The organism is Sphingomonas sp. CFBP8993 (assembly GCF_034044895.1).
Lineage (GTDB): Bacteria > Pseudomonadota > Alphaproteobacteria > Sphingomonadales > Sphingomonadaceae > Sphingomonas.
In genome coordinates, this window is sequence record NZ_JAXCWU010000005.1 from 175,140 (window position 1) to 200,923 (window position 25,784).

Genomic DNA, 25,784 nt, shown 5'->3' on the forward strand with positions numbered 1-25,784 from the left:
CGGCGGGAGCGATCCTGCCGCCGGTCGTTCATGCCGGAATGGATCGCGGTCGCCTTGCCCGGCGGCCGCGATTTTCGTTTGAGAAGAAACTGAGCCATGGTCCAACCCAACAACCCCGCCGAACCCTCGGTCCGCCTGCTGCGCGTCGGCGAGCAGGTCCGCCACATCCTGTCCGAAATCCTGGCGCGCGGCGACGTGCATGACGAGACGCTGGCCAAGCATCTGGTCAGCGTGACCGAGGTGCGCATGTCCCCCGACCTGCGCCACGCGACGGTTTTCGTGAAGCCGCTGCTGGGCAAGGACGAAGAGGTGGTCATCAAGGCGCTGCGCAGCAACACCGCGTATCTGCAGCGTGAGGTCGCCCACCGGGTGAAGATGAAATACGCCGCCAAGCTGAAGTTCCTGGCCGACGAGAGCTTCGACGAGGGCAGCCATATCGACTCGTTGCTGCGGACGCCCAAGGTCGCTCAGGATCTGACCGAGGGTGAGGGGTCGGAGGGCTGAATCTCCGCCGCCGTTCAGCCTGAGCGAAGTCGAAGGCCAATGGATTCGGTTCGCGCAGAGGCGCAGAGGGCGCAGAGAGCGGTGGCCCTCATGATGCGCATCATACATCCTCACGAATGATCGTGCCCCGGCGAAGGCCGGGGCCCAGTTCCTATAACGCCAATGACATGGTCCTCCGATGCGGGGGAAGCCCATGCAATGCGCTTTCGACACGGTACGGTAGCTGGATCCCGGCCTTCGCCGGGGTGGTCCGGTATTTGAGGAAGTGGACAAATCTCCCTCTGCGCCCTCCGCGCCTCTGCGCGAACCAAGATCAAGCCGTTTACCCGTGGCCGCTTCGACTGCCTGCCAAGGCAGGTGCTCAGGAACGGTTTCGACTTCGCTCAGGCTAAACGGAGCAAGGGAAGGGAGCAGCTTTACTCCCGCCCCGGCATCAGATCCGCGTCGATCGCGATCGTCACCTGTCGCCCGACGATCAGCGGATACGCCGTCACCCCGAAATCCCGCCGGTCGATCCGCGTCGAAGCCGCGATGTGCACCGGCTCGCGGCCGGTCATCGCGGCAAAGTCCCGCGAGAAATCGACCGCCAGCGTTGCAGGCCGCGTCACCCCGCGTGCCGAGATCGTGCCCGCCACCTGCGCGCTATGCGGACCGGTCCGCGTCATCGACGATCCGTGGAAGATCACATGGCGATAGCGATCGACGTCGAAGAAGTCCGCCCCGCGCAGGCGCGAGCGGGTGAGCGGATCCCCGGCCTCCAGCGCCTGGGCGTCGATCGACACGTCCAGCGTCAGGCCTTGCGCATCCCGGTCGGACAGCGCCACCCGCCCCTCAACCTTCGGAAACAGTGCGGTCTTGCTGCCCAGCCCGAAAAAGCCGACCTTGGCCCGAACCCGCGCATGGGCCGGATCGACATGATAGGTGATGGCTCCGGCGGGCGCCGCCATGGCCATCGACATCGCCGCCGCGACGGCGATGCGCATTCCCATTTCCATGTTCGGTCGTCCCATGCTCGAAAACGCCGCTTCCTTCGGATAAGGGCGCGCCATGGCCAAGCTCTATTTCTACTACGCCAGCATGAATGCCGGGAAGTCGACCATGTTGTTGCAGGCCGATTTCAACTATCGCGAGCGGGGCATGAACACGATGCTGTTCACCGCCGCGATCGACGACCGCTTCGCCTATGGCACCATCGCCTCGCGCATCGGTCTGTCACAGCCCGCGACGCCGTTCCACGCGTCGACCGATCTTGAGGCGTGTGCGCTGGGCCAGCATGGGCTCACGCCGCTCGCCTGTATCCTGGTCGACGAGGCGCAGTTCCTGACGCCCGAACAGGTCGACCAGCTTGCACGACTCGCCGATGTCCATCGGATTCCGGTGCTGTGCTACGGCCTGCGCACCGACTTCAAGGGCCAGCTTTTCCCCGGTTCGGCGCGGCTGCTGGCGCTGGCCGATGCGCTCAACGAGATCAAGTCGGTCTGCCTCTGCGGGGCCAAGGCGACGATGAACCTGCGGGTCGATGGCCAGGGCCGGGCGATCGCCGAGGGCGCGCAGACCGAGATTGGCGGCAACGACCGCTATGTCGCGCTGTGCCGCCGCCATTTCGGCAAGGCGCTGGCGGGGGAGGCGGTGCTTGAGGCGGGACGTAACCCCGACTAACGCCGTTCGATGCATGGATGGATCATTCTCGACAAACCCCTGGGGCTCGGCTCGACCCAGGGGGTAAGCGCGGTCAAGCGCGTGCTGCGCCAGGGCGGCTATGGCAAGGGCATCAAGGTCGGGCATGGCGGCACGCTCGACCCGCTGGCGACCGGCGTGCTGCCGATCGCGGTGGGCGAGGCGACAAAGCTGGCCGGGCGGATGCTCGACAGCGACAAGGTGTATGACTTCACCATCCGTTTCGGCGAGCAGACCTCGACGCTCGATGCCGAGGGCGAGGTGGTCGCGACCAGCGACGTGCGCCCGACTCGCACCGCGCTGGAGGCGGTGTTGCCGCGCTTCACCGGGCCGATCGACCAGGTGCCGCCCGCCTATTCGGCTCTGAAGGTGGATGGCGAGCGCGCCTATGATCTGGCGCGCGCGGGGGAAGAGGTGGTGCTGGCGAGTCGCGCCGTGACGATTCACTCGCTCCAATCCTCCCCGGAACGGGGAGGGGGACCGTTCGCGTCAGCGAATGGTGGAGGGGGGGCGCCACTGGGCGACTCCCCCGCAGAGGCCCCCCTCCACCCCCAGCCTGCGGCTGGCGGTCCCCCTCCCCGTGCCGGGGAGGATTTGTCGGAGATCACCCTCACCGCGCATGTCTCGAAGGGTACGTATATCCGCAGCCTCGCCCGCGACATCGCGCTGGCGCTCGGTTCCGTCGGGCACGTCACGATGCTCCGCCGCACCAAGGCGGGGCCGTTTACCCTGGCCCCGGCGATATCGCTGGACAAATTGAACGAGATGGGGCAGGCGCGCACCCTTGAACAGATACTCCTGCCACTGAGGGCGGGGCTGGACGACATCCCGGCTCTTGCTCTCGACCCCGACCAGGCAGGGGCGCTCCGTCAGGGGCGTGTGCTGGTTGGGATTGCCGTGGACGATGGCCAATATTTCGCGATGCTGGGTGAGAATCCGGTGGCGCTGGTGGAGGCGCTGGACGCAAATGTCCGGGTCGTTCGTGGTTTCAACCTCGATTAAGAAAGGACCACGATGTCGGTAACCGCTGAACGCCGCCAGGAAATCATCAAGGATCATGCCCGCGCCGAGGGTGACACGGGTTCGCCCGAAGTCCAGGTCGCGATCCTGACCCAGCGTATTCAGAACCTGACCGAGCACTTCAAGACCCATGCGAAGGACAACCATTCGCGTCGCGGTCTGCTGATGCTGGTCAACAAGCGTCGCTCGCTGCTCGACTATCTGCGTCACAAGGACGGCGACCGCTATCTGGCGCTGATCGCCAAGCTCGGCCTGCGTAAGTAACACGCGGACGACGCTGACGAAAAAGGGCATCCCTCACGGGGTGCCCTTTTTTCATCGGCTGGTGTATAGAGCACCCGGCCGACCGGACGGCGCAGATGCGCATCCCAAGGCCTTTATGTCATGAAACCCGACGATAGGGTCGGGTAGGATCGGGGGATCGGCAATTCGGTCGACCTCCAGAGCCAATTTTGGCTCAACCCATAGGCCCCGGCGGGATAGGCCCGTCGGAGTGAAGGAAATTTGATGTTCGATACCAAGAAAGTGGCCATCGAGTGGGGCGGCAAGACGCTGACCCTCGAAACCGGCAAGGTGGCCCGTCAGGCCGACGGCGCGGTGATCGCGACGCTGGGCGAGACGGTGGTGCTGTGCGCCGTGACGGCCGCGAAGAACGTGAAGGAAGGGCAGGACTTCTTCCCGCTGACCGTTCACTATCAGGAGAAGTTCTCGTCGGCGGGCCGTATCCCCGGCGGTTTCTTCAAGCGCGAGCGTGGCGCGACCGAGCGTGAGACGCTGATCAGCCGCCTGATCGATCGTCCGATCCGCCCGCTGTTCCCCGAAGGTTTCTACAACGAGATCAACTGCATCTGCCAGGTGCTCTCGTATGACGGCGAGAACGAGCCCGACATCCTGGCGCTGGTCGCCGCGTCGGCCGCGCTCACCATCTCGGGCGTGCCGTTCATGGGCCCGATTGGCGCCGCGCGCGTCGGTTATGTCGATGGCGAATATGTCCTGAACCCGACCGACGCCGAGGCGCTGGCCGGTGAGCTGGACCTGGTCGTCGCCGCCACCCACGACGCGGTGATGATGGTCGAATCGGAAGCCAAGGAGCTGTCCGAAGAGGTGATGCTGGGCGCCGTCATGCATGCGCACAAGGCGTCGCAGCAGATCATCGACGCGATCATCGACCTGGCCGAGCAGGCCGCCAAGGACCCGTGGGAGCTGAAGGTCGGCGACGACCAGAAGGCGGTCAAGGCCGAGCTGAAGAAGCTGATCGGCAAGGACATCACCGCGGCCTACAAGCTGACCGACAAGCAGCAGCGCCAGACCGCGCTGGGCGAGGCGCGTGCCAAGGCGAAGACCGCCATGGCCGAGCGTACCCCTCAGGAGCAGCTGGTCGCCGCCAAGCTCGTCAAGAAGCTGGAAGCGGAGATCGTCCGCACCGCGATCCTGAAGGACGGCCGCCGCATCGACGGTCGCTCGACCACGCAGATCCGCCCGATCGAGGCCGAAGTCCACTTCCTGCCGCGTTCGCACGGCTCGGCGCTGTTCACGCGCGGCGAGACCCAGACGATCGCGACCACGACGCTGGGCACCCGCGATGCGGAGCAGATGATCGACGGCCTGAACGGCCTGTCGTACCAGCACTTCATGCTGCACTATAACTTCCCGCCCTATTCGGTCGGCGAAGTGGGCCGCTTCGGTGCGCCGGGTCGTCGCGAGATCGGCCATGGCAAGCTGGCATGGCGTGCGCTGCACCCGGTGCTGCCGACCAAGGAGGAATTCCCCTACACCATCCGCGTGACCAGCGACATCACCGAGTCGAACGGCTCGTCGTCGATGGCCACCGTCTGTGGCGGCTCGCTGGCGCTGATGGATGCGGGCGTTCCGCTGAAGCGTCCGGTGTCGGGCATCGCCATGGGCCTGATCCTAGAAGGCAAGGACTTCGCCGTCCTGTCCGACATCCTGGGTGACGAAGATCACCTGGGCGACATGGACTTCAAGGTCGCCGGCACTTCCGAGGGCATCACCTCGCTCCAGATGGACATCAAGATCGCCGGTATCACCGAGGAGATCATGAAGGTCGCACTGGCGCAGGCCAAGGAAGGCCGCGCGCACATCCTGGGCGAGATGAACAAGGCGCTGTCGTCGACCCGTACCGAGCTGTCGGCGCACGCGCCGCGCATCGAGACGATGACGATCGACAAGTCGAAAATCCGCGACGTGATCGGCACCGGCGGCAAGGTGATCCGCGAGATCGTCGCCACCACCGGCGCCAAGGTCGACATCGACGACGAAGGCGTGATCAAGATCAGCTCGTCGGACGGTGCGCAGATCGAAGCCGCAATGAACTGGATCAAGGGCATCGTCGAAGAGGCCGAGGTCGGCAAGATCTACAACGGCAAGGTCGTCAACCTGGTCGATTTCGGTGCGTTCGTGAACTTCATGGGCGGCAAGGACGGTCTCGTCCACGTCTCGGAGATCAAGAACGAGCGTGTCGAGAAGGTCTCGGACGTCCTGAGCGAAGGCCAGGAAGTCAAGGTCAAGGTCCTCGAGATCGATCCGCGCGGCAAGGTTCGCCTGTCGATGCGCGTCGTCGACCAGGAAACCGGTGCCGAGCTGGAGGACAATCGTCCGGCGCGCGAACCGCGTGAGCAGCGCGGCGATCGTGGCCCGCGCGGCGACCGTGAAGGCGGTCGCGGCCCGCGCCGTGACGCCGGAGACCGTGGTGGTGATCGTGGCGGCGAGCGTGGTGGCGAAGGCCGCAGCGGTCCGCGTCGCGACCGTGGCGACCGTCCCCGTCGCGAAGGTGGCGAGCAGGGCGGTTCGCCCGAATTCGCCGCTCCGGCCTTCCTGACCGGCGATCGCGACTGATCCTCTGCCTTCGGGTAGGAAAAGGGCTCGGGGGAAACCCCGGGCCCTTTTTCGTTGGGGGAGCGCTTGGCCTTCGACTTCGCTCAGGCTGAGTGAAATCGAGGGCTACGCTTCACCCTCACCCAGGCTGCGCGTCCATCCAGCGTACGATCGCACCGACGACCTTGTCCTCGATCCCGTAATAGCCATGCGGCGTCAGCGAGCCGCAGGGATTGTCAGACCGGGTAACCCCGCCCGACACGACGATCACCTGCGCCGCCGGGCTCTGTTTCATCGCGCCAGCGATTCGGGCGGCATTGGCGGGCGGCGCGACCTTGCATGCGTCATCGCTGTTCGCGACCACCAGCGCGGGCACGCGCACGCCCGAGGGGTCAGCATCGAACACCGTCTCGTGACTGCCGCCCATCACCGATACCGACTCGGTCAGCACGACGCCGGCCACACTTCCCGGTGCGGCATGGGCGGCGGCGTTCATGGCCGCGATCGATCCTTGGCTGGTGCCGAGCAGGAAGACCGGTCCTGTCCCCTGACGATGCGCCAGCGCGACCAGATCGGTAATAACGCGCGCATAGCCAGGCGAACTGCGTCGTCCGCGCATATTGTCGCTGCCCAGCGCATCGGGGATCAGCACCCCATAGCCCCTGGCATTCCAGAGCGCGCGTGTACGCACGACGAAATTGTCGCCGTGGCGAAGCGTCTTGTCGTGCTCGATCCCGATATCGCCCGCGCCGCCCGGCAGCATCACGATCATCCCGCGCGCATGGGCGGGCATCGATAGCAGGATTCGCTGATCCGCACCGTTGGGGCGGGGCATGTCGATGACGCGGGTCGTTATGGATGCGATCGGAACATGGCTCTGTGCAGATAGGGCGAGGGGGAAAGCGGCCCATCCCGCCAGAATCAAATGGATCGCCCAACGCTTCGGCATCGCTCAGCCCCTTGCTGTTCACACGGCGGACTATGTGCGGTGCGGCTTAACCCAGGCTGAGGGCATCGCTGATCGGAGGTCAGGCCCGGTCCTTGGCCCCCTCATGTGCGCTGTACCCCAGCCGGGCATGGCCCTGGACAGGCCCCGCCACGTCCGCGACCAGGTATAGCGGCCGCCGCTTCGACTCGATGTACAGCCGCCCCAGATATTCGCCGATCATGCCCAGCACGAACATCTGCACCGCGCCTAGGATGACGGTGACGAGCATGGTCGAGGTCCAGCCCTGCACCGCCGAACCGGTCAGCCAGCCGATCGCGATATAGACCAGCAGCAACAGCGACGCGGCCGTCAGCGCCAGCCCGATATGGCTGGCCCAGCGCAGCGGCGCGGTCGAAAACCCGGTTACGGCGTCGAAGGCGAGCGCGATCATCTTGCCCAGCGGATAATGGGTTTCGCCGGCATGACGCTCGGCGCGGTCATAGGGGAAGGGCACCTGGCGAAAGCCGACCCAGGCGACCATGCCGCGAATGAAGCGCGCCTGTTCGGGCAGCGACTGCAGCGCATCGAGCGCGCGGCGGCTCATCAGGCGGAAATCGCCGGTGTCGAGCGGGATCGGCGTGTCGGTCAGCCGGTCGAGCATCCGATAGAAGACCGCCGCCGTCGCCTTCTTGAACAGCGTCTCCCCGGCACGCTTGCGGCGCACGGCATAGACCACGTCGGCCTCCTGCGCCGCCATGGTCGCGCGCATGTCGGTCAACAGCTCGGGCGGGTCTTGAAGATCGGCGTCGATGATCAGGATCTGCTCGCCCGCGCACAGGTCGAGGCCCGCGGTCAGCGCCAACTGGTGGCCATGGTTGCGCGACAGGTTGATCGCGACCAGATGCGGGTCGGCGGCGGCCAGACGCTGCATCACCGGCCAACTGTCGTCCTTCGAGCCGTCGTTGATCAGGACGATCTCGTAATCCTCGCCCACCGCCGCGCGCGCCGCACCCGAGATGCGCGCGTGCAGCACGTCCAGGCAGGCAGCTTCGTTATAGCAGGGGACGACGACGGACAGGGCTGGGCGCTTCATGACGCCGCCGGTTTAGCGGCGTCGAAGCCGTCCGTCACCCATTCACGACCAACTTCACCAGACGGCCCGGCGTCAGCGCCTGTTCCGGGTCGAGGCCGTTCAGCGTCACGAACCGCTCGCGCTTGTAATCGGGAAAGGCCATGCGCGCCGACAGGCTGTCGATCGTGTCGCCCGCCTTGACGGTGACGATGCTGATCTTCTTGCCGCGAATGGTGTTGGCCTCCGCAGTGGAGAGCGGCGCGACCGAGGCGAGCAGCGGCTGGAACGGGCCGATGCCCGACCCCGCTGGCGTGACCAGCGTGAAGGTATAGGTCGCCGAGGGGAAGCGGTAGGCGACGACGGTCGCATCGACCGCGCGGTTGTTGGCGGCGGCGCGGGTGGTGACGAAGGCATAGGGAATGCCGTTCGCCGTACCGTTCTGAAGCTGGCCGGTCGGCGTGCCGGTGCCAAGCTGACCGAAACGCTGGGTAATGGCCTGGCCCAGGTCGCTGCCTTGCGCCAGGCGCATCTCGGCCTGCCCGCCCTGTCCGGCGATCGTCACCGCATCGCTGCCATTGGCGATGGCATAGCCGCTGGGTGCGGTGAATTTCAGCTTGAGGCCGGGATGGCGGAAGGTCTGGCCGTCGACCACGCCTTCCTTCGGATCGTCGCCGTAAGCCATGCCGTCGAGCATGCGGAGAAAGGCGGTGTCCTGCGGGGGCGTGGTTTCCGGACGGCCGGTCGCCTTGGCCAGATCGGCGGCGCGGCGGACCCGGTCGGCGCTGTTGGGGTGGGTCGAGGCCCAGGTGGGCGTGGCGTTGGCGTCCCTGCCCGCGGTACGCGCGGCCAGATTGCTCGACGCGGCCAGCGATGCGAGCATGTCGGCCGAGGCATAGGGATCATAGCCGGCCGCCGTCATGTAGCGGATGCCCAGGCCATCGGCCTGATACTCCTGATCGCGGCCATATTTCAGCGTGTAGAGCTGCGCACCGGTGCCGACCAGCTGCGTGGCGACGTTGCTGCCGGTCAACAGGCCCGCGCCCGCCGCCAGGATCGACCCGATGGTCGAGCGGGTGTTGCGGCTCTGCGAGTGACGCGCGGCGACATGGCCGACTTCATGGCCGAGGACCGAGGCCAGTTCGGCTTCCGAGTTCATCAGCGCCAACAATTGGCGGGTGACATAGACATAGCCGCCCGGAATCGCGAAGGCATTCTCGACGGGCGAGTTCAGCGTGGTGACGGTAAAGTCGCCCTGCGCATTGGACAGGCCGGATTGCACCGCCACGCGCTTGCCCACGCGCTCGACGAATGCCGCCTGCGGGCCGGTATAGCGACCGCCATATTGCTGGACGAGCTGGGGATTGGCCTGCGCACCCTGCGCCTTGTCGGAGGCGGAGATAGAGCGCGTGGTCTGCGCCGCGACGGGGGTGGCGACGAGTGCCAGCATGGCGGCGGCGGTAGCGAAACGCATCGGTGACGAACTCCCTGTTTGCGCTTTTCAAAGCGCGCCGCGCTTGGGGGTTCCAGCCTTTTGTTACGGCGACGTCATTCCTGCGTTAGAATTTCGATGCCCATTTCGTTCCCCGGCGAAGGCTGGGGTCCAGTTCCTTCAAGGCCAACGCCGGGGAACGAAGAAGAATGGGTTCGCGCGGAGGCGCGGAGGGCGCAGAGGTATTTTGTCCGGTCGTGTCTTCGACCTTCCACAATCAGCCGGTCGTCAAAATAGTATAAGCGCTCCGCGCACCCCCTCTCTGCGTCCTCTGCGCCTCTGCGCGAACCTAAACCCGCTCGACCAGGCTCACCACATCGGCCGCGCGCAGGGCCGCGATCAGGCGCATCAGGTGTTGCAGGTCGTGCACCTCGACATCGATCAGGTTCGTATGGAAACGCGTGTCGCGCGTATCCAGACGGACGTTGATGATGTTGGCCCTGTGCTGGCCGATGATCGTCGCCAGGATGCCCAGCGCGCCGGGCTCGTTCTTGACCATCACCGAGATGCGCGCGGTCGCGCCCTCGGTCTCGTCGCCCCAGGACACATCGACCCAGTCGGTTTCCTCGTCGGTGCGGTCGGCCAGTTCGGCGAGCACAGGACACTGGATCGCGTGCACCTCGATCCCCGCATCCGGGCGGCGAAGCCCGACGATCCGGTCGCCCGGCACCGGGTGACAGCATTGCGCCAGGTCATAGGCGACGCCGGGCGTCAGCCCCTTGATCGAGATCGCGCTCGACTGCGGCGCAAGGGCGGCGACATCCGCGCCCGCCGAACCGGGCATCAACGCCTCCATCACCGCCGCGTCCGACACGGTCCGCCTGGCGATGGCGATCATCAGATGCGCCTCGTCGGGCATCTTCAGCCGTTGCAGCGCATGGGTCAGCGCGTCCGGCCCGATCTGCGCCGGAAGCCGCCGGACGATATCCTCATAGAGCTTGCTGCCCAGGCTGACTTGTTCGGTGCGCTCGGCATGGCGCAGGTGGCGGCGGATCGCGGCCAGCGCCTTGCCGGTGATCGCCAGATTGAGCCAGTTGGCCTGCGGCGTCTGCCCCGCCGAGCGCAGGATCTGCACCTGGTCGCCATTGGCGATGACGGTGGACAGCGGCACGACCCGCCCGTTCAACTTGGCGCCCACCGCCTGGTCGCCCAGATCGGTGTGCACGGCATAGGCGAAGTCGATCGGCGTCGCGCCCTTGGGCAACTGGATCAGCTCGCCCTTGGGGGTGAAGGCGAAGATGCGATCCTGGTACATCGCCATCTTCGTATGCTCGATCAGCTCTTCGGGGCTGTCCGAGGTGTCGAGGATTTCGACGAGGTCGCGAATCCAGCTGACCTGCGCGTCGTGGCGCGTCGCCTGCTTGTAGGTCCAGTGCGCGGCCAGGCCGAAATCGGCCTCGGCGTGCATTTCGGGGGTGCGAATCTGGATCTCGATGCGCGCATTGTCGGCATGGATCACGCTGGTGTGCAGCGAGCGGTATCCGTTGCGCTTGGGTGTCGAGATATAGTCCTTGAACCGCCCCGGCACCATCGGCCAGCGGCGATGGATCAGGCCCAGCGCGCGGTAGCAATCCTCCTCGGTCGGCACGATCGCACGGAACGCCATCACGTCGGACAGCTGCTCGAAGCTGATGTGCCGCTCGTTCATCTTGCGGAAGATCGAGAAGGCGGACTTTTCGCGCCCCGTCACCTCCGCCTCCACCCCGCCGCGCGACATCAGCAGTTTCAGGCCCGAGGCGATCTTGGAAATCCGGTCTCCGCCGCCTTCCTTCATTTGCGCGAGGCGAAGGGTGATCGACTCATAGGCCTCGGGTTCGAGCTGTTGGAAGGAGAGCATCTGCATCTCCTTCATGAACTCGTACATGCCGATCCGCTCGGCGAGCGGGGCATAGATGTCCATCGTCTCCTTCGCGATGCGGCGGCGTTTCTCCGGCTTCGCGATGTGATGGAGCGTGCGCATATTGTGCAGACGGTCGGCCAGCTTGACCAGCAGGACGCGGATATCGTCCGACATGGCGAGCAGGAACTTGCGCAGATTCTCGGCGGCGCGCTCGCTCTCGGTCTGGGCCTCGATCTTGGACAGCTTGGTAACGCCGTCTACCAGCCGCGCGACATTGGGACCGAACAGCCGCTCGATCTCGTCATAGGTGGCGACCGTGTCCTCGATCGTGTCGTGCAGGATCGCGGTGGCGATCGTCTCGTCATCCAGATGCAGGTCGGTGAGAATCCCCGCCACTTCGATCGGATGGCTGAAATAAGGATCGCCCGAGGCACGCTTCTGGCTGCCATGCGCCTTCATCGAGAAGACGTAAGCGCGGTTGAGCAGTGCCTCATCGGCCTGGGGGTCGTAGTCGAGCACGCGGTCGACGAGTTCATACTGGCGGAGCACGGATTCAGGTTTGCGTGGGGTGGTTGGGCAATGCAACATTTTTGATGCGATCAGGGTGATCGAGGTCGTCTTAAGCGCTTCTCTTGTGAAGCCCCTCCCGCCTCCGGGAGGGGAGCGGCTAGAGGTGAAGCTAGGGAATCACTCCCCCATCGCTTCCGCCGCCAGCGCCTCCGCCTCGATCAGCAGGTCGTCGTCCGCACTTCCCGTCGCCACCTTTTCCCGCCCGATCAGCACCAGCACCGGGACCGCTAGTGGGCTCACCCGCTCCAGATCGACGTGCAGCATCGTGCCGCCCGCCCGGTCGAGCAGGTTCGCCAGTCGCCCCACATCGGTCATCCGCGCGCGCGCATCGTCCCACGCCGCTTGCAGCAGCAGGTGGCCGGGCTCATATTTGCGCAGGACGTCGTAGATCAGGTCGGTCGAAAACGTCACCTGCCGCCCGGTCTTGCGCTTGCCGGGATGCTGGCGCTCGACCAGCCCGCCGATCACCGCGACCTCGCGAAAGGCGCGCTTGAGCAGGTGCGATTGCTGCACCCAGTCGACGAACTCGTTTTCGAGGATATCGGGCGAGAACAGGCTTGCCGGATCGGTCACCTTCTCCAGCCCGTAACAGGCCAGCGCATAGTCGCTGGCGACGAAGCCCAGGGGTTTCAGCCCCTGCGCCTCCATCCGCCTTGTGATCAGCATCCCCAGCGACTGGTGCGCGTTCCACCCCTCGAAGCTATAGGCGACCATGTAATGCCGCCCCTCGCGCGGGAAGGTCTCGACCAGCAACTGGCCGGGGCGGGGCAGGACCGAGCGGCGGTCCTGCATCTCCAGCCAGTCATGCACATCAGCCGGAAAGCGATCCCATTCCCCCCGGTCGGCCAGGAAGCCGCGCACCCGGTCCGCCAGGCTGGTCGACAGCGGCATCCGGCTGCCGCCATAGGTCGGGATGCGGGCCGGGCGGGAGGTGGCGCGCACGATCAGGTCCTCGCCGTCGATCGACTCCACCTCCAAGCTGAGCCCGGCGAAGAAGAAGGTGTCGCCCGGCGCCAGCGTCGCGGCGAATCCCTCCTCGACACGGCCCAACTGGCGGCCGTTGCGGAAACGCACCTTCAGCATTGTCGCCTCGACGATGATCCCGGCGTTCAGCCGATGCTGCGCGACGAATTGCGGATGGGTCACGCGCCACAGGCCGTCCGGCTGCTGCACCAACCGCTTGAACTTGTCATAGGCGCGCAAGGAATAGCCGCCATCGGCGATGAAGTTCAGCACCCGGTCGAACGTCTCGTCGTCCAACGCCGAATAGGGCATGGCCGAGCGGATTTCGTCCAGCAGCGCGCCCTGCTCGAACGGCGCGGCGCATGCACAGGCCATGACATGCTGCGCCAGCACGTCGAGCGCGCCCTGCCGGAACAGGTCGGGGTCGAGCTCGCCCGCCTCCACCGCGTCGAGCGCGGCGCGCGCCTCCAGATATTCGAAGCGGTTGCCGGGGACCAGGATGGCGCGGCTCGATTCGTCCAGTCGGTGATTGGCGCGGCCGATCCGCTGGAGCAGGCGCGACGAGCCCTTGGGCGCGCCCATCTGGATTACGCAATCGACATCGCCCCAGTCGACGCCCAGATCCAGGCTTGCGGTCGCGACCAGCGCGCGAAGCTGGCCATCGGCCATCGCGCCCTCGACCTTTTGTCGCGCTTCCAGCGACAGCGAACCGTGATGGACGCCGATCGGCAGGCTCTTGTCATTGGCCTTCCACAAATCCTGGAAGATGAGTTCGGCGAGGCTGCGCGTGTTGCAGAAGACGATGGTGGTCCGGTTCGCCTCGATCACCCGCATGACCTGCGCGGCGGCATAGCGGCCCGAATGGCCCGCCCAGGGTACGCGGTCCTCGGGCAGCAGGATGGATATATCCGGCGGCGCGCCAGGCTCGCCCGTCACCAATCCCACCGCGTCGATATCGCCATCGGGGGCCAGCCAGGCGCGATAGCCGTCCGGGTCCGCCACCGTCGCCGACAGCGCGACGCGGCGAAGGTCGGGGGACAGGCGCTGCAACCGCGCCATGCACAAGCTGAGCAGGTCGCCGCGCTTGCCGGTGGCGAAGGCATGGACCTCGTCCACCACGATGGTCTTCAGCCCTGCGAACATCGCTGCCGCATCCGGGTAGCTGAGCAGCAGCGACAGCGATTCCGGCGTGGTCAGCAGGATCTGCGGCGGCTTCACCCGCTGCCGCGCCTTCTTGTCGGACGAGGTGTCGCCGGTCCGCGTCTCGACCCGGATGTCGAGGCCCATTTCCTCGATCGGCGTGACGAGGTTGCGGCGGATATCGACCGCCAGCGCCTTGAGCGGCGAGACGTAGAGGGTGTGCAGCCCCTCGGACGGCTGCTCGATCAATTCGGTCAGCGTCGGCAGGAACCCCGCCAGCGTCTTGCCCGCGCCCGTCGTCGCGACCAGCAGCGCGTGGCGCCCGGCGCGCGCCTCGACCAGCATCGCCAGCTGATGGGCGCGCGGCCGCCAGCCCTTGGCGGCGAACCAGTCGGTCAGGGCGGGGGGAAGGGAACCGGGGGGCATCCCGAAGGATATAGGTATCATGGTCAAGCTCGGCGACTGGATACAGCCCCATAAACATGGGATTTACGTGGCCCCCGCCGATGTGTGGGTCGATCCGTCCGAGCCGGAGCCCCGCGCGCTGGTGACGCACGGCCATGCCGACCATGCGCGCGGCGGGCACGGCACGGTGTGGGCGACGCCCGAGACGCTGGCGATCATGGCGGCGCGCTATGGCCCGCAGAACGGGGTGCCGGTTGGCTATGGCGAGACGATCCGGCTGGGCGAAGTGGAGGTGAGCTTCGTGCCCGCGGGTCATGTGCTGGGATCGGCGCAGATCGTGCTCGACCATCGCGGCGAGCGGGTGGTGGTGTCGGGGGATTACAAGCGCCGCGCCGACCCGACCTGTACCGCCTTCGAGCCGGTGAAATGCGACGTGTTCGTCACCGAGGCGACCTTCGCGCTGCCCGTCTTCCGCCATCCCGACACCGGCGACGAGATCGACAAGCTGATCGCGCGGCTCCACGCCAATCCCACGCGTTGCGTGCTGGTGGGCGCCTATGCGCTGGGCAAGGCGCAGCGGGTGATTGCCGAGTTGCGGGTGCGCGGGCATGACGCGCCCATCTATCTGCACGGCGCATTGGCGCGGCTGTGTGCGCTGTATCAGGAACTGGGTGTCGATCTGGGCGAGCTGCGCATGGTCGCGGATAGCCCCAAGGCGGAGATGGCGGGGCATGTCGTGATGTGCCCGCCGGGTGCGCTCAACGATCGCTGGTCGCGGCGGCTGCCGGATCCGATCACCGCGATGGCCAGCGGGTGGATGCGGGTGCGCCAGCGCGCGCGGCAGAAGAATGTCGAGCTGCCGCTGATCCTGTCCGACCATGCCGATTGGGACGAACTGACCCAGACGCTGACCGAGATCGCCCCGCGCGAGGTGTGGGTGACGCACGGGCGCGAGGAGGCGCTGGTCCACTGGTGCGAGACGCGGCAGATGAAGGCGCGCGCCCTGGCATTGGTGGGGTTCGAGGACGAGGATGATTGATCCCCTTGGCCTTCGTCTTCGCTCAGGCTGAACGGAGGTTTGGAAGGGCCAATTCCCCCAGCCGTTCAGGCTGAGCGAAGTCGAAGCCCACGCCGAACCCTCACGCCATCGCCAAGGGCCGCGCCGGTTCCGCCACCACCGATCCCGGCACCGCGAACACGCCCTTCTTCGCCAGCCGCTCGCCGGGCCGCACCTTGGCCGTCTGCATCGCCAGCCACGGCGCCAGCAACAGCCCCAGCGTCACCGGCGACAGCCACGCCCCCAGCATCGGGTTCAGGAACGACACCCCCAGCAACACCACGCCCACGCCCAGATGCCAGTGATAACGCGGCATCGCATCCGCCGCCGCCAGCCCGTCGCGCACCCGGCTCTGCGGGTTCCAGCCCGACGGCTTGCCGCGCACGATGGCGATCAGGTCGATCGTCTGGGTCAGCGCGATCACCGGCGCGGTCAGGATCGACAGCGGCACGTCGAGCGCCATCGACGCCAGGATCGCCCGCGCGCCTCCATAGCTCGCCCGTCGCTCGCGATCGGCCATGGCCCAGATCATGCTCAGCAGCTTGGGACCGAACAGCAGCACCAGCGTCACGACCAGCACCTGGGTCGAGGTGACGGCATGGACCGTCGCGGCATCGTCGGACAGGCTCTGCGCGATCGAGGTGGCGATCAGGATCAGCCAGGCGGGCGACATCAGATAGGCCGAGGCACCGATCAGCAGCTGCAACCGGCTGATCCCGTGAAAGCCGCTCGCGCCCAGCAACTTGAGATGCTGGATATTGCCCTGCGCCCAGCGCCGGTCGCGCACCGCCTGATCGATCAGGGTCGGCGGAAACTCCTCGAAACTGTCCTCGACCATCAGCATGTGCAGCCGCCAGCCACGCCGCCGCAGCAATGCCGCCTCGACCATGTCATGGCTCATGATCGTACCGCCGAAGGGCGGCCGTCCGGGCAGGTCGGGCAGCCCGCAGCTTTCGGCAAAGGCCCGGATGCGGATCAGCGCGTTATGGCCCCAGAAGGTCGATTCCGACCCCGACCACCACACCAGCCCGGCGGTGGAGATGGGGCCGTAGAAACGGCTGGCGAACTGCATCCAGCGTTGGAAGAAGGTCGTCGCGCCGATGATCATCGGCACGGTCTGCAACAGCGCGATCGAGGGGCGCTGCTCCATGATCTGCGCCATGCCGACCATCGTGTCGCCGCCCATCAGGCTGTCGGCGTCGAGCATCAGCATGAAGTCGTAGGCCGCACCATGGTTGCGCACCCATTCGGCGACGTTGCCGGGCTTGCGCCCGACATTCTCGGTCCGGCGGCGATAATAGAGCGGCACCTTCAGCCAGGGGGCAAGGCGCGCCCAGGCGGCGCGCTCCTCGGCCTCCGCCGCCTCGCCCGAATCGGACAGGACGAAAAAGGCGAAACGGTCGGCGGCGCCCGTCCGGTCGATCATCGTCGCCATGCGGGCGATCCGGTCGAACACCGCCTCGACATCCTCATTATGCACCGGCACCAGCACGGCGGTTCGCGCGCTCGGCGGTGCGGCGTCCCGCGGCGCGGGCGTGATGCCGGGATGCGCGCGCGAGATCAGCAGGACGAAGCCGATCGCCGCGGTCACGAACCCGAACGAGATCCAGGCGAAGAGCGGGAAGAAGAGCAGCAGCAACAGTCCGTCGAGCAGGCTGAACCCGTCGCTGAGCAGCGCCTCCTTGACCGACGCCGAGGCGGCCGTCGCCAGCAGCCCGGTCAGCAGGATCAGCAGCAGCCGCCGGGTCAAGATATCGTCGGGCGACAGGTTCACGCCCGGACGCGGTTCGGGCGCATTGTGCGGCGGGGGCGGGCCGTCGAACCGCTGCACCGGCATGGCAAGCGGTGCCGGCGGCGGCATGATCGCGCGGGGCAGGGTCATGGCAGGAAGACCGGGGCGAGGACCGTTTCGGTCAGTGCCCTGGTCCCACGCTTCAGGAACAGGCGGACATCGGCCGGACCCTGCCCCTCGGGCGCGATATCGGCGGTGACGCGCCAGCGATTGGCTTGTCCCACCACCGGATAGGCGGCCTGGGCCAGCAGCTTGCCGCGCGTGACCACGATTTCGGCGGTGACACCGCTCTGCCGATCGAGCCCGCCCAGGGCGGGGCCGACGAAATCGACGACCAGCTTGCGCGCACCGGGTGTCGGTTCGGCACCGGGACGGCCCGCCGCGCCGGTCCACTGGTCGACCACGTGCGCGATGGCAGGGACCACGGTGGGATCGGTGGAACCCCAGCTCAGGCGATAGTCGAATTGCCGTTCCTGCCCCGCCTTGGGCGCATCGGCGGGGTTCCAGAAGGCGACGATATTGTCGACCGTCTCGGAATTGGTGGGAAAGGCATAGAGCATCACCTGCCCCCGGCCCCAATCGCCCTGCGGCTGGACCCACAGGTTCGCGCGGCGATCGTAGAACGCCCCGTCATCCTGATAATGGTCGAACGCCCGGTCGCGCTGGAGCAGGCCGAAGCCGCGCGGATTGGTATCGGCGAAACTGTCGAGCGTGGGGCGCGGCGGATTGACCAGCGGCCGCCACAATCGCTCGCCCGCGCCGGTCAGCAGGGCGAGGCCATCGGAATCGTGGATTTCGGGCCGCCAGTCGCTGCCGCTCGCGCGATTGCCCTCGCCATACCAGAACATGCTGGTCGCGGGCGCGATACCCAGCCGCTCGACGTCGCGGCGGAAGAACAGGACGGCGGACACCTGCTGCTCGACCCCGTTCGCGCCCTTGGTCGAGGCGATCCGGTACGCACCGGTGACGCTGGGCCCGTCGAGCAACGCATAGACGGTATAGCCTTGCGCGCCGGTCCGCTCGATCCAGAAGTCGGTGAAGGCGGGGAACTCCTCGCGCCCGTCGATGCCGGTGTCGATCGCAATGCCGCGTGCCGACAGGCCGTACTGGTCCTGCGCGCCCGCCGTACGGAAATAGGAGGCGCCCTGAAAGGCCAGCCAGTCGCTTTTCCCGTCCGCCGTCATCGCGCGGAAACCGGCGATACCCAGCGGCGGCGCATGACCCGCCTCGGCGGTGAACAGGTCGGCGGAGAAGGGGACGGTGCGCGCCCGGCCATTCTCGACGATATGGATGCCGACCGGATTGGGGGCGTAGCGGCCCAGCGGGAACAGCCGGATTCCCCCGGCCAATGTCCGGTCGTCGCGGTAGCGGATGGTGCCAACCGCATCATAGTCGATCGCGGCGGCCGCCTCGACCTTGGCCTGGGGGCGGTAGGATCGCCCGGCCAGCGCCTGGGCGCGAGATTGCAGCGACTCCCACGAAAAGGGCTCGGTCCTGCCGGTCGGTGCACCCGTGGATGCACCCTGTGCGGCGGCGCGCGCGCAAAGGGCAGGGGCAAGGCCCAATGCGGCAAAGGCCGCGAAGAGTTCTCGACGATTGGCCTGCATCATCGGCTCCGGCATCTCCCATGTGGACGAATGGGACCGCGCTGGGCGTGTCCCTGCCATGTTGCAACGCAACATGCGGCGATCGGTTGCAAACGCGCCATCAGATGCCGTCCAGAAAGTCGTATAATTTATTTGACTTACGGTATTGGGGCGGCAATATGATCGTATAAAATCAAGAGGGGGCTCTTCCATGAATGGAAATTACAAGAAGCTGGCCTGTTCGGCCGGCGCGATTGCGATCGCGCTGCTTTCGGTTTCGCCAGCACTGGCGCAGGCGACGCAAGGCACGGACCAGAATGTCGACGATCGCTGCCTGCCCGAGCCGGGCAAGCCCTGTCCGCCCGAGGCCGCGAAGCTGTCCAACGAGACGGGCCGCGAGGCAGCGGGCGACTCGATCGTCGTCACCGGCACCCGGCTTCAACGCCCCAGCCTGACCAGCAACAGCCCGCTGACGGTCGTGGACGATACCGAGATCCGCTATCAGGGCGCGGTCCAGGTCGAGAACGTGCTGAACCGCCTGCCGCAGGTGACGCCGGACGCGAACGAGAATGCCTCGAACGGGTCGGACGGCACCGCGCGCGTCAACCTGCGCAATCTGGGCAGCAACCGGAACCTGGTGCTGATCAACGGCCAGCGCATGCTGCCGGTGCAGGCCAACGACCTGAACTTCATCCCCTCCGCGCTGGTCAAGCGGATCGACGTGGTGACCGGCGGCGCTTCCGCGGTGTACGGGTCGGACGCGATTTCGGGCGTGGTCAACTTCATCCTGCGCGACGATCTGGAGGGCGTCCGGACCGACATCCAATATGGCTTCGCGCAGCACCAGAATGACAACAGCTTTGCGCGCGGCGTCCAGAGCCAGGCCAATTACCGCCTTGCGAACCGCAATGTGCTCGACGGGCACAAGCTGGATGTCAACGTCGCCTTCGGCACCAACTTCCCCGACAATCGCGGCAATGTGACCGCCTATTTCGGCTATCGTGATACCAAGCCGATTCTGCAGGGCAGCCGCGATGTGTCGTCCTGCGCGTTCGATCCCGCCGGCGTGGGCAATTCGACGCTGACCTGCGGCGGGTCGAGCAACAACCAATATGGCCTGTTCGACCCGATCACGGGCCCGAACGCCGATAACGGCCGGTTCAACAATACGCGGGACGGCAACCGCACCTGGGTGCCGTATGATTCCAGCTTCCGCTACAATTACGCGCCGCTGAACTATTTCCAGCGCAACGACACCCGCTACACCGCCGGTGCCTTTGCCCGGTACGAGATCACGCCGTCGGTCGAAGCCTATGGCAGCGTGATGTTCATGGACGACCACACCAATTCGCAGGTCGCCCCGTCCGCGCTGTTCCAGGGCTATACCTACTCGGTCAATTGCGACAATCCGTTCCTCAGCGCGCAGCAGGGCAATATCCTGTGCGGCTCGGCCTATGGCACCAACGCGACGCAACAGCTTTACATCGGCTATCGCCCGGTGGCGGGCAACGCCCGTCCGCGTCGCGACGACCTGCGCCACACCGACTATCGCTTCTCGGGCGGCGTGCGCGGCGAGATCGCACCCGGCATCCGCTATGACGCCAACGCGCTGTTCTCGACGGTTCTCTATAACGAGACCTATGAGAACGATATCGACCCGAGCCGCGCCAATCGCGGTATCCAGGTGGTCAACGTCAACGGCACCCCGACCTGCAAGTCGGTGGTCGATGGCAGCGATCCGCAGTGCGTTCCGCTCGACATCTTCCGCTACAACGGCATTTCGGACGCGGCGTTCGGCTATATCTATGCGCCGACCTCGACCCGGGGCGTCGACAAGGAAACCGTGCTCAGCGGCAATATCAGTGCGGACCTGGGCACGTACGGCGTGACGTCGCCCTTCGCGAGCGACGGCATCGGCGTCGTCCTCGGCTTCGAGCATCGTTATGAAAGCCTGGAGTTCAAGGCCGACGCGCTGGCGCTGCAAAAGGGGACCAAGGAAACCCAGGGCCGCTTCGACGTGAACGAGATCTTCGCGGAAATCGAAGTGCCGCTGGTCCAGAACCGCCCTTTCTTCAAGGACCTGTCGCTGAACGCGGGCTATCGCGGATCGGACTATAGCAACCTGTCCAAGATCGTCTCGACCTACAAGGCCGAGCTGTCCTGGGCGCCGAGCAGCGATATCCGCCTGCGCGGCAGCTATAACCGCGCGATCCGTGCGGCCAACGTCTCGGAATTGTTCGGCCCGCAGTTCAACGGCAATGTCAGCGCGCAGGACCCTTGCGCCACCGCGACGCCGACCGCGACCTTCGCCCAGTGCGCCCGTACCGGCGTGACCCAGGCGCAATATGGCCGCATCACCGACTGCCCGGCGGAAACCTGCACGGCGCAGTTCGGCGGCAATCCGGCGCTGAAGCCGGAGACGGCCGACACCTTCACCGCCGGTCTGGTCCTGACGCCGACCTTCCTGCGGCGGCTGTCCTTCTCGGTCGATTATTTCGACATCAAGGTGCGCGACTATATCGGCTCGATCTCGGTCAACCAGACGATCAGCCAGTGCATCGCGACCGGCAATCCGTTCTTCTGCAACCTGTTCAAGCGCGATCCGCGTGGCGGCATCATCTTCGGCGACCAGGGCTATATCGTCTCGACGACGCAGAATACGGGTTCGCTGCGCACCTCGGGCGTGGACTTCGGCCTGTCCTATTCCCAGCCGCTGGGTGGCGTGGGATCGCTGGCGATCGACTTCCAGGGAACCTGGAACCGCAAGCTGGTGAACGAGCCGGTGCCGGGCCTGGGTTCCTATGACTGCGTCGGCTATTTCGGCCCCGTTTGCGGCCAGCCGACGCCCGAATGGCGGCACCAGTCGCGCTTCACCTGGACCGACGCGTCGAAGGTGGGGACGATCTCGCTCAACTGGCGCTATATCGGCGCGACGAACCTGACCAACAATTCGACCGACCCGAACCTGACCGGTACGCCGTCGCTCTTCAACAGCCGGATCAAGGCGTACAGCTATTTCGATCTGGCGGCGACCGCCAAGGTTCAGGACGGCGTCACCTTCCGCGCGGGCGTCAACAACCTGCTCGACAAGGACCCGCCGATCATCGCGCAGGGGCTGCTGTCCGCGTTCGGGAACGGCAACACCTATCCCGGCATGTACGACGTGGTCGGCCGGTCGGTGTTCATCGGCCTGACGGCGGAATTCTGACGAGGGCCGCGGGCGGTCGCGCGCCGCCCGGCCTTTTTCTCCGGACTATTTTACCCCAGCCTGCCCCGTCCGGTTCACCCCGGGCGGGGCTTTTTTATGGTGGTGTGATTCACGCTGCCCCGCCCCGGCACCTCGCCCGGCAAGGGCCGGGGCGGCAGGGGGGATCAGCGGATCACATCGCCTCGGCCAGCAGCCCGTCCGCCTCGGCCCCGACCCATTCGAAGCCGCCGGTCACTCGCCAGATTTCCTTGCCGTCCGCCCCGTACAGGATCGTGGTCGGCAAATTCGCCTTGTAATGGACGCTCAACGACAGCTTGGAGTCGAGATAGATGGGCAGCGCGTCCAGCTTCTTGCCCGCCAGGAACGGCTTCACCTTGGCGGCATCGTCCTGCGCCACGGCGATCACCGCGATCTTGCCCTTCGACCGTTCGGCCTGCGCCGCCAGCGTCGGCATCTCCGCCACGCACGGCCCGCACCAGGTGGCCCACAGGTTCATCAGCACCGGCTTGCCCCTGAAATCCGCCAGGCTGGCAGGCTTGCCGTCCAGCGTGGTGAAGGCCAGCGTCGGCGCGGCTTCGCCCTTGTGGCTGCGATCGACCTTTCCGGCGGGCTTGGGAGCCTCGGTCGTGGACGGGCCCGAGGCCTCGCCGCTGGTCACTTCGCCGCTGGAAACTTCCCCGGTGGAGGTGTTGCCGGCTTGCTCCGGGGCGGGGCTTTGCTTATCGCACCCGGCGACCATCAGCCCCAGGAGACAGGCGATCACGGTACGCGACGACATGGGCGGCTCCAATGCAATGTGGGGCGGGCGCTTCGCAGAAGGTCCCGCCGCGGTGATGCGCGAGATAAACGCGTCCATCCCCTTCGACAAGCGATTGTGGAAACAGGATATCGCCGGATCGAAAGCGCATGTCGCCATGCTGGGCAAACAGGGCATCGTCTCGGCCGAGGACGCCGCGACGATTGCCGCCGGGCTGGACCAGGTCGCGCAGGATTATGCCGCCAACGGCGTGGCCGAGGACCTGACCCTCGAAGACATCCATATGCAGACCGAGGCGAAGCTGGCCCAGCTGATCGGCCCGGTCGCGGGACGCCTGCACACCGCCCGGTCGCGCAACGACCAGGTGGCGACCGATTTCCGCCTGTGGGTGCGCGATGCGATCGACGAGACGCTGGCGGCGCTTGGCGCGCTTCGGGACGCGTTGCTGACCCGCGCCGAGGAACATGCCGACAGCGTGATGCCGGGCTTCACGCATCTCCAATCGGCGCAGCCGGTGACTTTGGGCCATCACCTGATGGCCTATCACGAGATGATCGTGCGCGACGCCAGCCGCTTCGCCGATGCGCGCGCGCGGATGAACCAGTGCCCGTTGGGCTCGGCGGCGCTGGCGGGGACGGGCTTTCCGGTCGATCGTCACATGACGGCGGCGGCGCTCGGCTTCGACGCGCCGACGCGCAACTCGCTGGACGCGGTCAGCGACCGGGACTTCGCGATCGACTATCTGCAGGCGGCGACCAACTGCTCGCTGCACCTGTCGCGGCTTGCGGAAGAGTTCGTGCTCTGGGCGTCGCAGCCCTTCGGCTTCGTGGCGCTGTCCGACCAGTGGTCGACCGGCAGCTCGATCATGCCGCAGAAGCGCAACCCCGACGCGGCCGAGCTGGTGCGCGGTCATGCGGGGCGGATCATGGGCTGCATGACCAGCCTGATGGTCACGATGAAGGGCCTGCCGCTGGCCTATTCCAAGGACATGCAGGACGACAAGCCGCCGGTGTTCGAGGCGCACGACCTGCTGGCGCTGTCCATCGCCGCGATGACCGGCATGATCCAGAGCGCGACGTTCCGGACCGAGCGGATGCGTGGCGTCGCGGAGGCGGGCTTCTCGACCGCGACCGATCTGGCCGACTGGCTGGTGCGCGTCGGTGGCATCCCCTTCCGCGAGGCGCATCATATCACGGGTCGCGCGGTGAAGCTGGCCGAGGAAAAGGGCGTGATGCTGCATCAGCTTTCCATCGAGGATCTGACCGCGATCGACGCGCGGATCAACGACAGCATCTATGACGTGCTGTCGGTCGATGCCTCGGTCGCCAGCCGGGTCAGCTTCGGCGGCACCGCGCCCGCCAATGTCCGCGCCGCCATCGCGACCGCACGGGGCCTGCGGGCATGAAGCCCGCGCTCGCCCTGCTGGTCGCGCTGGCGCTGACCGGTTGCGGTGCGGCCAACCGGCTGCAACCGGCCAAGGGCGAGAGCCTGCCCGTGGCCCCGCGCGGCGCCACCGCGACTCCGACGCCGCAGCAACTGCTGACGGCCACCCCCCAACAACGCCCGCAACGCTCCGACGAACTGATGACCCAGTCGCAGGATCGCCGTTCGGACGAATTTGATTTGCCCCCCCGCTGATGGACCATTTTCATTTCTCGAACGGCGAACTCCATGTGGAGGACGTGCCCGTATCCCGGATCGCGGCGGAGGTCGGCACGCCGGTCTATATCTATTCCGCCTCGACCTTCCGCCGTCATGCGCAGGTGTTTCGCGAGGGGCTGAGCGCCCTGCCGCGCGTGCACCTGGCCTATGCGATCAAGGCGAACCCGAACATCGCCGTGCTGCGCGTGCTGGCCGACGAAGGCTATGGCGCGGACGTCGTCTCGGTCGGCGAGATGCGGCGCGCGCTGGCGGCGGGCATGAAGGCGGAGGACATCGTGTTCTCGGGCGTCGGCAAGACCCGCGCCGAGCTGGTCGCCGCGCTGGAGGCCGGGATCGGCCAGTTCAACCTGGAGCTGGAGGAAGAGGGCGCGGTCCTCGCCGAGCTGGCGCATGAGCGCGGCCTTGTCGCCCCGGCCACGCTGCGGGTGAATCCGGACGTGGACGCGGGCACCCACGCCAAGATCTCGACCGGCCGCAAGGAGAACAAGTTCGGCGTGCCGATCGACCAGGCGCTCGGCATGTTCGACCGGCTGGCGGGGCTGCCCGGCATCGACCTGAAGGGTGTCGCCTGCCACATCGGCAGCCAGCTGGGCGACCTTGCCCCGCTGGAGGCCGCGTACAAGCGCGTCGGCGAACTGGTCGCCGAGCTGCGCGGGGCGGGGCATCGCATCAGCCGCGTCGATCTGGGCGGCGGCCTGGGCGTGCCGTACAAGCCGGGTGACGTCATGCCCGCCCCTGCCGCTTATGGCGAGATGGTGGCGCGCGTGACCAGGGACTGGGACGTCGAACTGATGTTCGAACCGGGCCGGGTGATCGCGGGCAATGCCGGGGTGCTCGCGACCGAAGTCGTCTGGGTGAAGCCCGGCGTCGCCAACCCTTACGTCATCGTCGATGCGGCGATGAACGACCTGATGCGGCCCGCGCTCTACGATGCTCACCACGAATTCGTCGCGGTCAAGCCGACCGGCGAGACGATGATGGCGAACATCGCCGGACCGGTGTGCGAGACGGGCGACACCTTCGCCATGAACCGCGAGATCGATGCGGTGAAGTCGGGCGACCTCGCGGTGTTCCGCACCGCCGGGGCTTATGGCGCGACCATGGCGTCGACCTATAACAGCCGCCCGCTGGTGCCCGAGGTCATGGTCGAGGGCGACCGCTTCGCCGTCGTCGCCGACCGCATCGCCGCCGAGACGATCATCGCCGCCGAGCGCGTGCCGGAGTGGCTGAAGAAGTGACGCCGCTGGCCCCATTCCTCCCCAAGCTGTGCTTGGAGATG

Annotated in this window: 19 protein-coding genes; 10 read left to right on the top strand and 9 right to left on the bottom strand. The window is 66.6% G+C overall.

Annotation, left to right across the window (positions count from 1 at the left end; all coding sequences use genetic code 11):
* Positions 1 to 96: 96 nt before the first annotated feature.
* The gene (gene rbfA, locus SOM26_RS11935; RefSeq protein WP_320452945.1) at positions 97 to 504 is read left to right on the top strand and encodes a 30S ribosome-binding factor RbfA; all 408 of its coding nucleotides are present in this window, start codon (positions 97 to 99) and stop codon (positions 502 to 504) included.
* Positions 505 to 920: 416 nt separating this feature from the next.
* Here rbfA and SOM26_RS11940 read toward each other — a convergent pair whose 3' ends face one another.
* Entirely contained in the window at positions 921 to 1,487 is a 567-nt protein-coding gene (locus tag SOM26_RS11940; protein ID WP_320452946.1) for a YceI family protein, read from the bottom strand.
* A gap of 64 nt (positions 1,488 to 1,551) precedes the next feature.
* Between SOM26_RS11940 and SOM26_RS11945 the strand changes: the two genes are divergently transcribed.
* From SOM26_RS11945 to pnp, 4 genes are all read left to right on the top strand, one after another.
* Positions 1,552 to 2,163 carry a thymidine kinase gene (locus SOM26_RS11945; RefSeq protein WP_320452947.1) on the top strand — a complete coding sequence of 204 codons (612 nt, stop codon included), beginning with the start codon at positions 1,552 to 1,554 and terminating at the stop codon, positions 2,161 to 2,163.
* A gap of 9 nt (positions 2,164 to 2,172) precedes the next feature.
* Positions 2,173 to 3,183 carry a tRNA pseudouridine(55) synthase TruB gene (gene truB, locus SOM26_RS11950; protein ID WP_320452948.1) on the top strand — a complete coding sequence of 337 codons (1,011 nt, stop codon included), beginning with the start codon at positions 2,173 to 2,175 and terminating at the stop codon, positions 3,181 to 3,183.
* A gap of 12 nt (positions 3,184 to 3,195) precedes the next feature.
* Positions 3,196 to 3,465 carry a 30S ribosomal protein S15 gene (gene rpsO, locus SOM26_RS11955; protein WP_320452949.1) on the top strand — a complete coding sequence of 90 codons (270 nt, stop codon included), beginning with the start codon at positions 3,196 to 3,198 and terminating at the stop codon, positions 3,463 to 3,465.
* Positions 3,466 to 3,708: 243 nt separating this feature from the next.
* Complete coding sequence (gene pnp, locus SOM26_RS11960; RefSeq protein WP_320452950.1) at positions 3,709 to 6,057, top strand: polyribonucleotide nucleotidyltransferase; 2,349 nt, start codon at positions 3,709 to 3,711, stop codon at positions 6,055 to 6,057.
* Positions 6,058 to 6,175: 118 nt separating this feature from the next.
* On the opposite strand, the gene SOM26_RS11965 is transcribed toward pnp, so the two are convergent.
* The 5 genes from SOM26_RS11965 to SOM26_RS11985 all read right to left on the bottom strand — a co-directional run bounded on the left by SOM26_RS11965 (position 6,176) and on the right by SOM26_RS11985 (position 14,464).
* Positions 6,176 to 6,871 carry an alpha/beta hydrolase gene (locus SOM26_RS11965; protein WP_320452951.1) on the bottom strand — a complete coding sequence of 232 codons (696 nt, stop codon included), beginning with the start codon at positions 6,869 to 6,871 and terminating at the stop codon, positions 6,176 to 6,178.
* 193 nt (positions 6,872 to 7,064) lie between these two features.
* On the bottom strand, positions 7,065 to 8,057 hold the full coding sequence (locus SOM26_RS11970; RefSeq protein ID WP_320452952.1) for a glycosyltransferase family 2 protein: 993 nt from the start codon (positions 8,055 to 8,057) through the stop codon (positions 7,065 to 7,067).
* Positions 8,058 to 8,091: 34 nt separating this feature from the next.
* Positions 8,092 to 9,507, bottom strand: a complete 1,416-nt coding sequence (locus tag SOM26_RS11975) for a M48 family metalloprotease (RefSeq protein ID WP_320452953.1) — start codon at positions 9,505 to 9,507, stop codon at positions 8,092 to 8,094.
* A gap of 307 nt (positions 9,508 to 9,814) precedes the next feature.
* Positions 9,815 to 11,914 (bottom strand): RelA/SpoT family protein, encoded by a 2,100-nt coding sequence (locus SOM26_RS11980; protein ID WP_320452954.1) that lies wholly within the window; start codon positions 11,912 to 11,914, stop codon positions 9,815 to 9,817.
* A gap of 138 nt (positions 11,915 to 12,052) precedes the next feature.
* Positions 12,053 to 14,464 (bottom strand): ligase-associated DNA damage response DEXH box helicase, encoded by a 2,412-nt coding sequence (locus tag SOM26_RS11985; RefSeq protein ID WP_320452955.1) that lies wholly within the window; start codon positions 14,462 to 14,464, stop codon positions 12,053 to 12,055.
* A 19-nt stretch (positions 14,465 to 14,483) separates the two neighbouring features.
* On the opposite strand from SOM26_RS11985, the gene SOM26_RS11990 reads away from it, so the two are divergent.
* Entirely contained in the window at positions 14,484 to 15,482 is a 999-nt protein-coding gene (locus SOM26_RS11990; RefSeq protein WP_320452956.1) for a ligase-associated DNA damage response exonuclease, read from the top strand.
* A gap of 100 nt (positions 15,483 to 15,582) precedes the next feature.
* Here SOM26_RS11990 and mdoH read toward each other — a convergent pair whose 3' ends face one another.
* On the bottom strand, positions 15,583 to 17,382 hold the full coding sequence (gene mdoH / locus SOM26_RS11995) for a glucans biosynthesis glucosyltransferase MdoH (RefSeq protein WP_320452957.1): 1,800 nt from the start codon (positions 17,380 to 17,382) through the stop codon (positions 15,583 to 15,585).
* Positions 17,379 to 18,902 carry an OpgD/OpgG family glucan biosynthesis protein gene (locus tag SOM26_RS12000; RefSeq protein ID WP_320452958.1) on the bottom strand — a complete coding sequence of 508 codons (1,524 nt, stop codon included), beginning with the start codon at positions 18,900 to 18,902 and terminating at the stop codon, positions 17,379 to 17,381. The genes mdoH and SOM26_RS12000 overlap by 4 nt, the downstream gene beginning before the upstream one ends.
* Before the next feature lie 187 nt (positions 18,903 to 19,089).
* Between SOM26_RS12000 and SOM26_RS12005 the strand changes: the two genes are divergently transcribed.
* Positions 19,090 to 22,086, top strand: coding sequence for a TonB-dependent receptor domain-containing protein (locus tag SOM26_RS12005; RefSeq protein ID WP_320452959.1), 2,997 nt, complete (start codon positions 19,090 to 19,092; stop codon positions 22,084 to 22,086).
* Between the two features lie 172 nt (positions 22,087 to 22,258).
* Here SOM26_RS12005 and SOM26_RS12010 read toward each other — a convergent pair whose 3' ends face one another.
* A complete protein-coding gene (locus tag SOM26_RS12010; RefSeq protein ID WP_320452960.1) occupies positions 22,259 to 22,864 on the bottom strand; it encodes a TlpA family protein disulfide reductase in 606 nt (201 codons plus the stop codon).
* Between the two features lie 16 nt (positions 22,865 to 22,880).
* Between SOM26_RS12010 and argH the strand changes: the two genes are divergently transcribed.
* From argH to lysA, 3 genes are read left to right on the top strand one after another with little or no spacing between them, the layout of a single operon-like run.
* A complete protein-coding gene (gene argH / locus SOM26_RS12015) occupies positions 22,881 to 24,248 on the top strand; it encodes an argininosuccinate lyase (RefSeq protein ID WP_320453182.1) in 1,368 nt (455 codons plus the stop codon).
* Positions 24,245 to 24,481 (top strand): hypothetical protein, encoded by a 237-nt coding sequence (locus tag SOM26_RS12020; RefSeq protein ID WP_042487426.1) that lies wholly within the window; start codon positions 24,245 to 24,247, stop codon positions 24,479 to 24,481. Before argH ends, SOM26_RS12020 begins: the two co-directional genes overlap by 4 nt.
* Positions 24,481 to 25,743 carry a diaminopimelate decarboxylase gene (gene lysA / locus SOM26_RS12025; RefSeq protein ID WP_320452961.1) on the top strand — a complete coding sequence of 421 codons (1,263 nt, stop codon included), beginning with the start codon at positions 24,481 to 24,483 and terminating at the stop codon, positions 25,741 to 25,743. Before SOM26_RS12020 ends, lysA begins: the two co-directional genes overlap by 1 nt.
* Positions 25,744 to 25,784: the final 41 nt, after the last annotated feature.

Excerpts from the sequence above, each read along its gene's own strand:
- rbfA (WP_320452945.1), top strand. The coding sequence starts at position 97 with ATGGTCCAACCCAACAACCCCGCCGAACCCTCGGTCCGCCTGCTGCGC.
- SOM26_RS11940 (WP_320452946.1), bottom strand. The coding sequence starts at position 1,487 with ATGCGCATCGCCGTCGCGGCGGCGATGTCGATGGCCATGGCGGCGCCC.
- SOM26_RS11945 (WP_320452947.1), top strand. The coding sequence starts at position 1,552 with ATGGCCAAGCTCTATTTCTACTACGCCAGCATGAATGCCGGGAAGTCG.
- truB (WP_320452948.1), top strand. The coding sequence starts at position 2,173 with ATGCATGGATGGATCATTCTCGACAAACCCCTGGGGCTCGGCTCGACC.
- rpsO (WP_320452949.1), top strand. The coding sequence starts at position 3,196 with ATGTCGGTAACCGCTGAACGCCGCCAGGAAATCATCAAGGATCATGCC.
- pnp (WP_320452950.1), top strand. The coding sequence starts at position 3,709 with ATGTTCGATACCAAGAAAGTGGCCATCGAGTGGGGCGGCAAGACGCTG.
- SOM26_RS11965 (WP_320452951.1), bottom strand. The coding sequence starts at position 6,871 with ATGCCCCGCCCCAACGGTGCGGATCAGCGAATCCTGCTATCGATGCCC.
- SOM26_RS11970 (WP_320452952.1), bottom strand. The coding sequence starts at position 8,057 with ATGAAGCGCCCAGCCCTGTCCGTCGTCGTCCCCTGCTATAACGAAGCT.
- SOM26_RS11975 (WP_320452953.1), bottom strand. The coding sequence starts at position 9,507 with ATGCGTTTCGCTACCGCCGCCGCCATGCTGGCACTCGTCGCCACCCCC.
- SOM26_RS11985 (WP_320452955.1), bottom strand. The coding sequence starts at position 14,464 with ATGCCCCCCGGTTCCCTTCCCCCCGCCCTGACCGACTGGTTCGCCGCC.
- SOM26_RS11990 (WP_320452956.1), top strand. The coding sequence starts at position 14,484 with ATGGTCAAGCTCGGCGACTGGATACAGCCCCATAAACATGGGATTTAC.
- mdoH (WP_320452957.1), bottom strand. The coding sequence starts at position 17,382 with ATGACCCTGCCCCGCGCGATCATGCCGCCGCCGGCACCGCTTGCCATG.
- SOM26_RS12000 (WP_320452958.1), bottom strand. The coding sequence starts at position 18,902 with ATGATGCAGGCCAATCGTCGAGAACTCTTCGCGGCCTTTGCCGCATTG.
- SOM26_RS12005 (WP_320452959.1), top strand. The coding sequence starts at position 19,090 with ATGAATGGAAATTACAAGAAGCTGGCCTGTTCGGCCGGCGCGATTGCG.
- SOM26_RS12010 (WP_320452960.1), bottom strand. The coding sequence starts at position 22,864 with ATGTCGTCGCGTACCGTGATCGCCTGTCTCCTGGGGCTGATGGTCGCC.
- argH (WP_320453182.1), top strand. The coding sequence starts at position 22,881 with ATGTGGGGCGGGCGCTTCGCAGAAGGTCCCGCCGCGGTGATGCGCGAG.
- SOM26_RS12020 (WP_042487426.1), top strand. The coding sequence starts at position 24,245 with ATGAAGCCCGCGCTCGCCCTGCTGGTCGCGCTGGCGCTGACCGGTTGC.
- lysA (WP_320452961.1), top strand. The coding sequence starts at position 24,481 with ATGGACCATTTTCATTTCTCGAACGGCGAACTCCATGTGGAGGACGTG.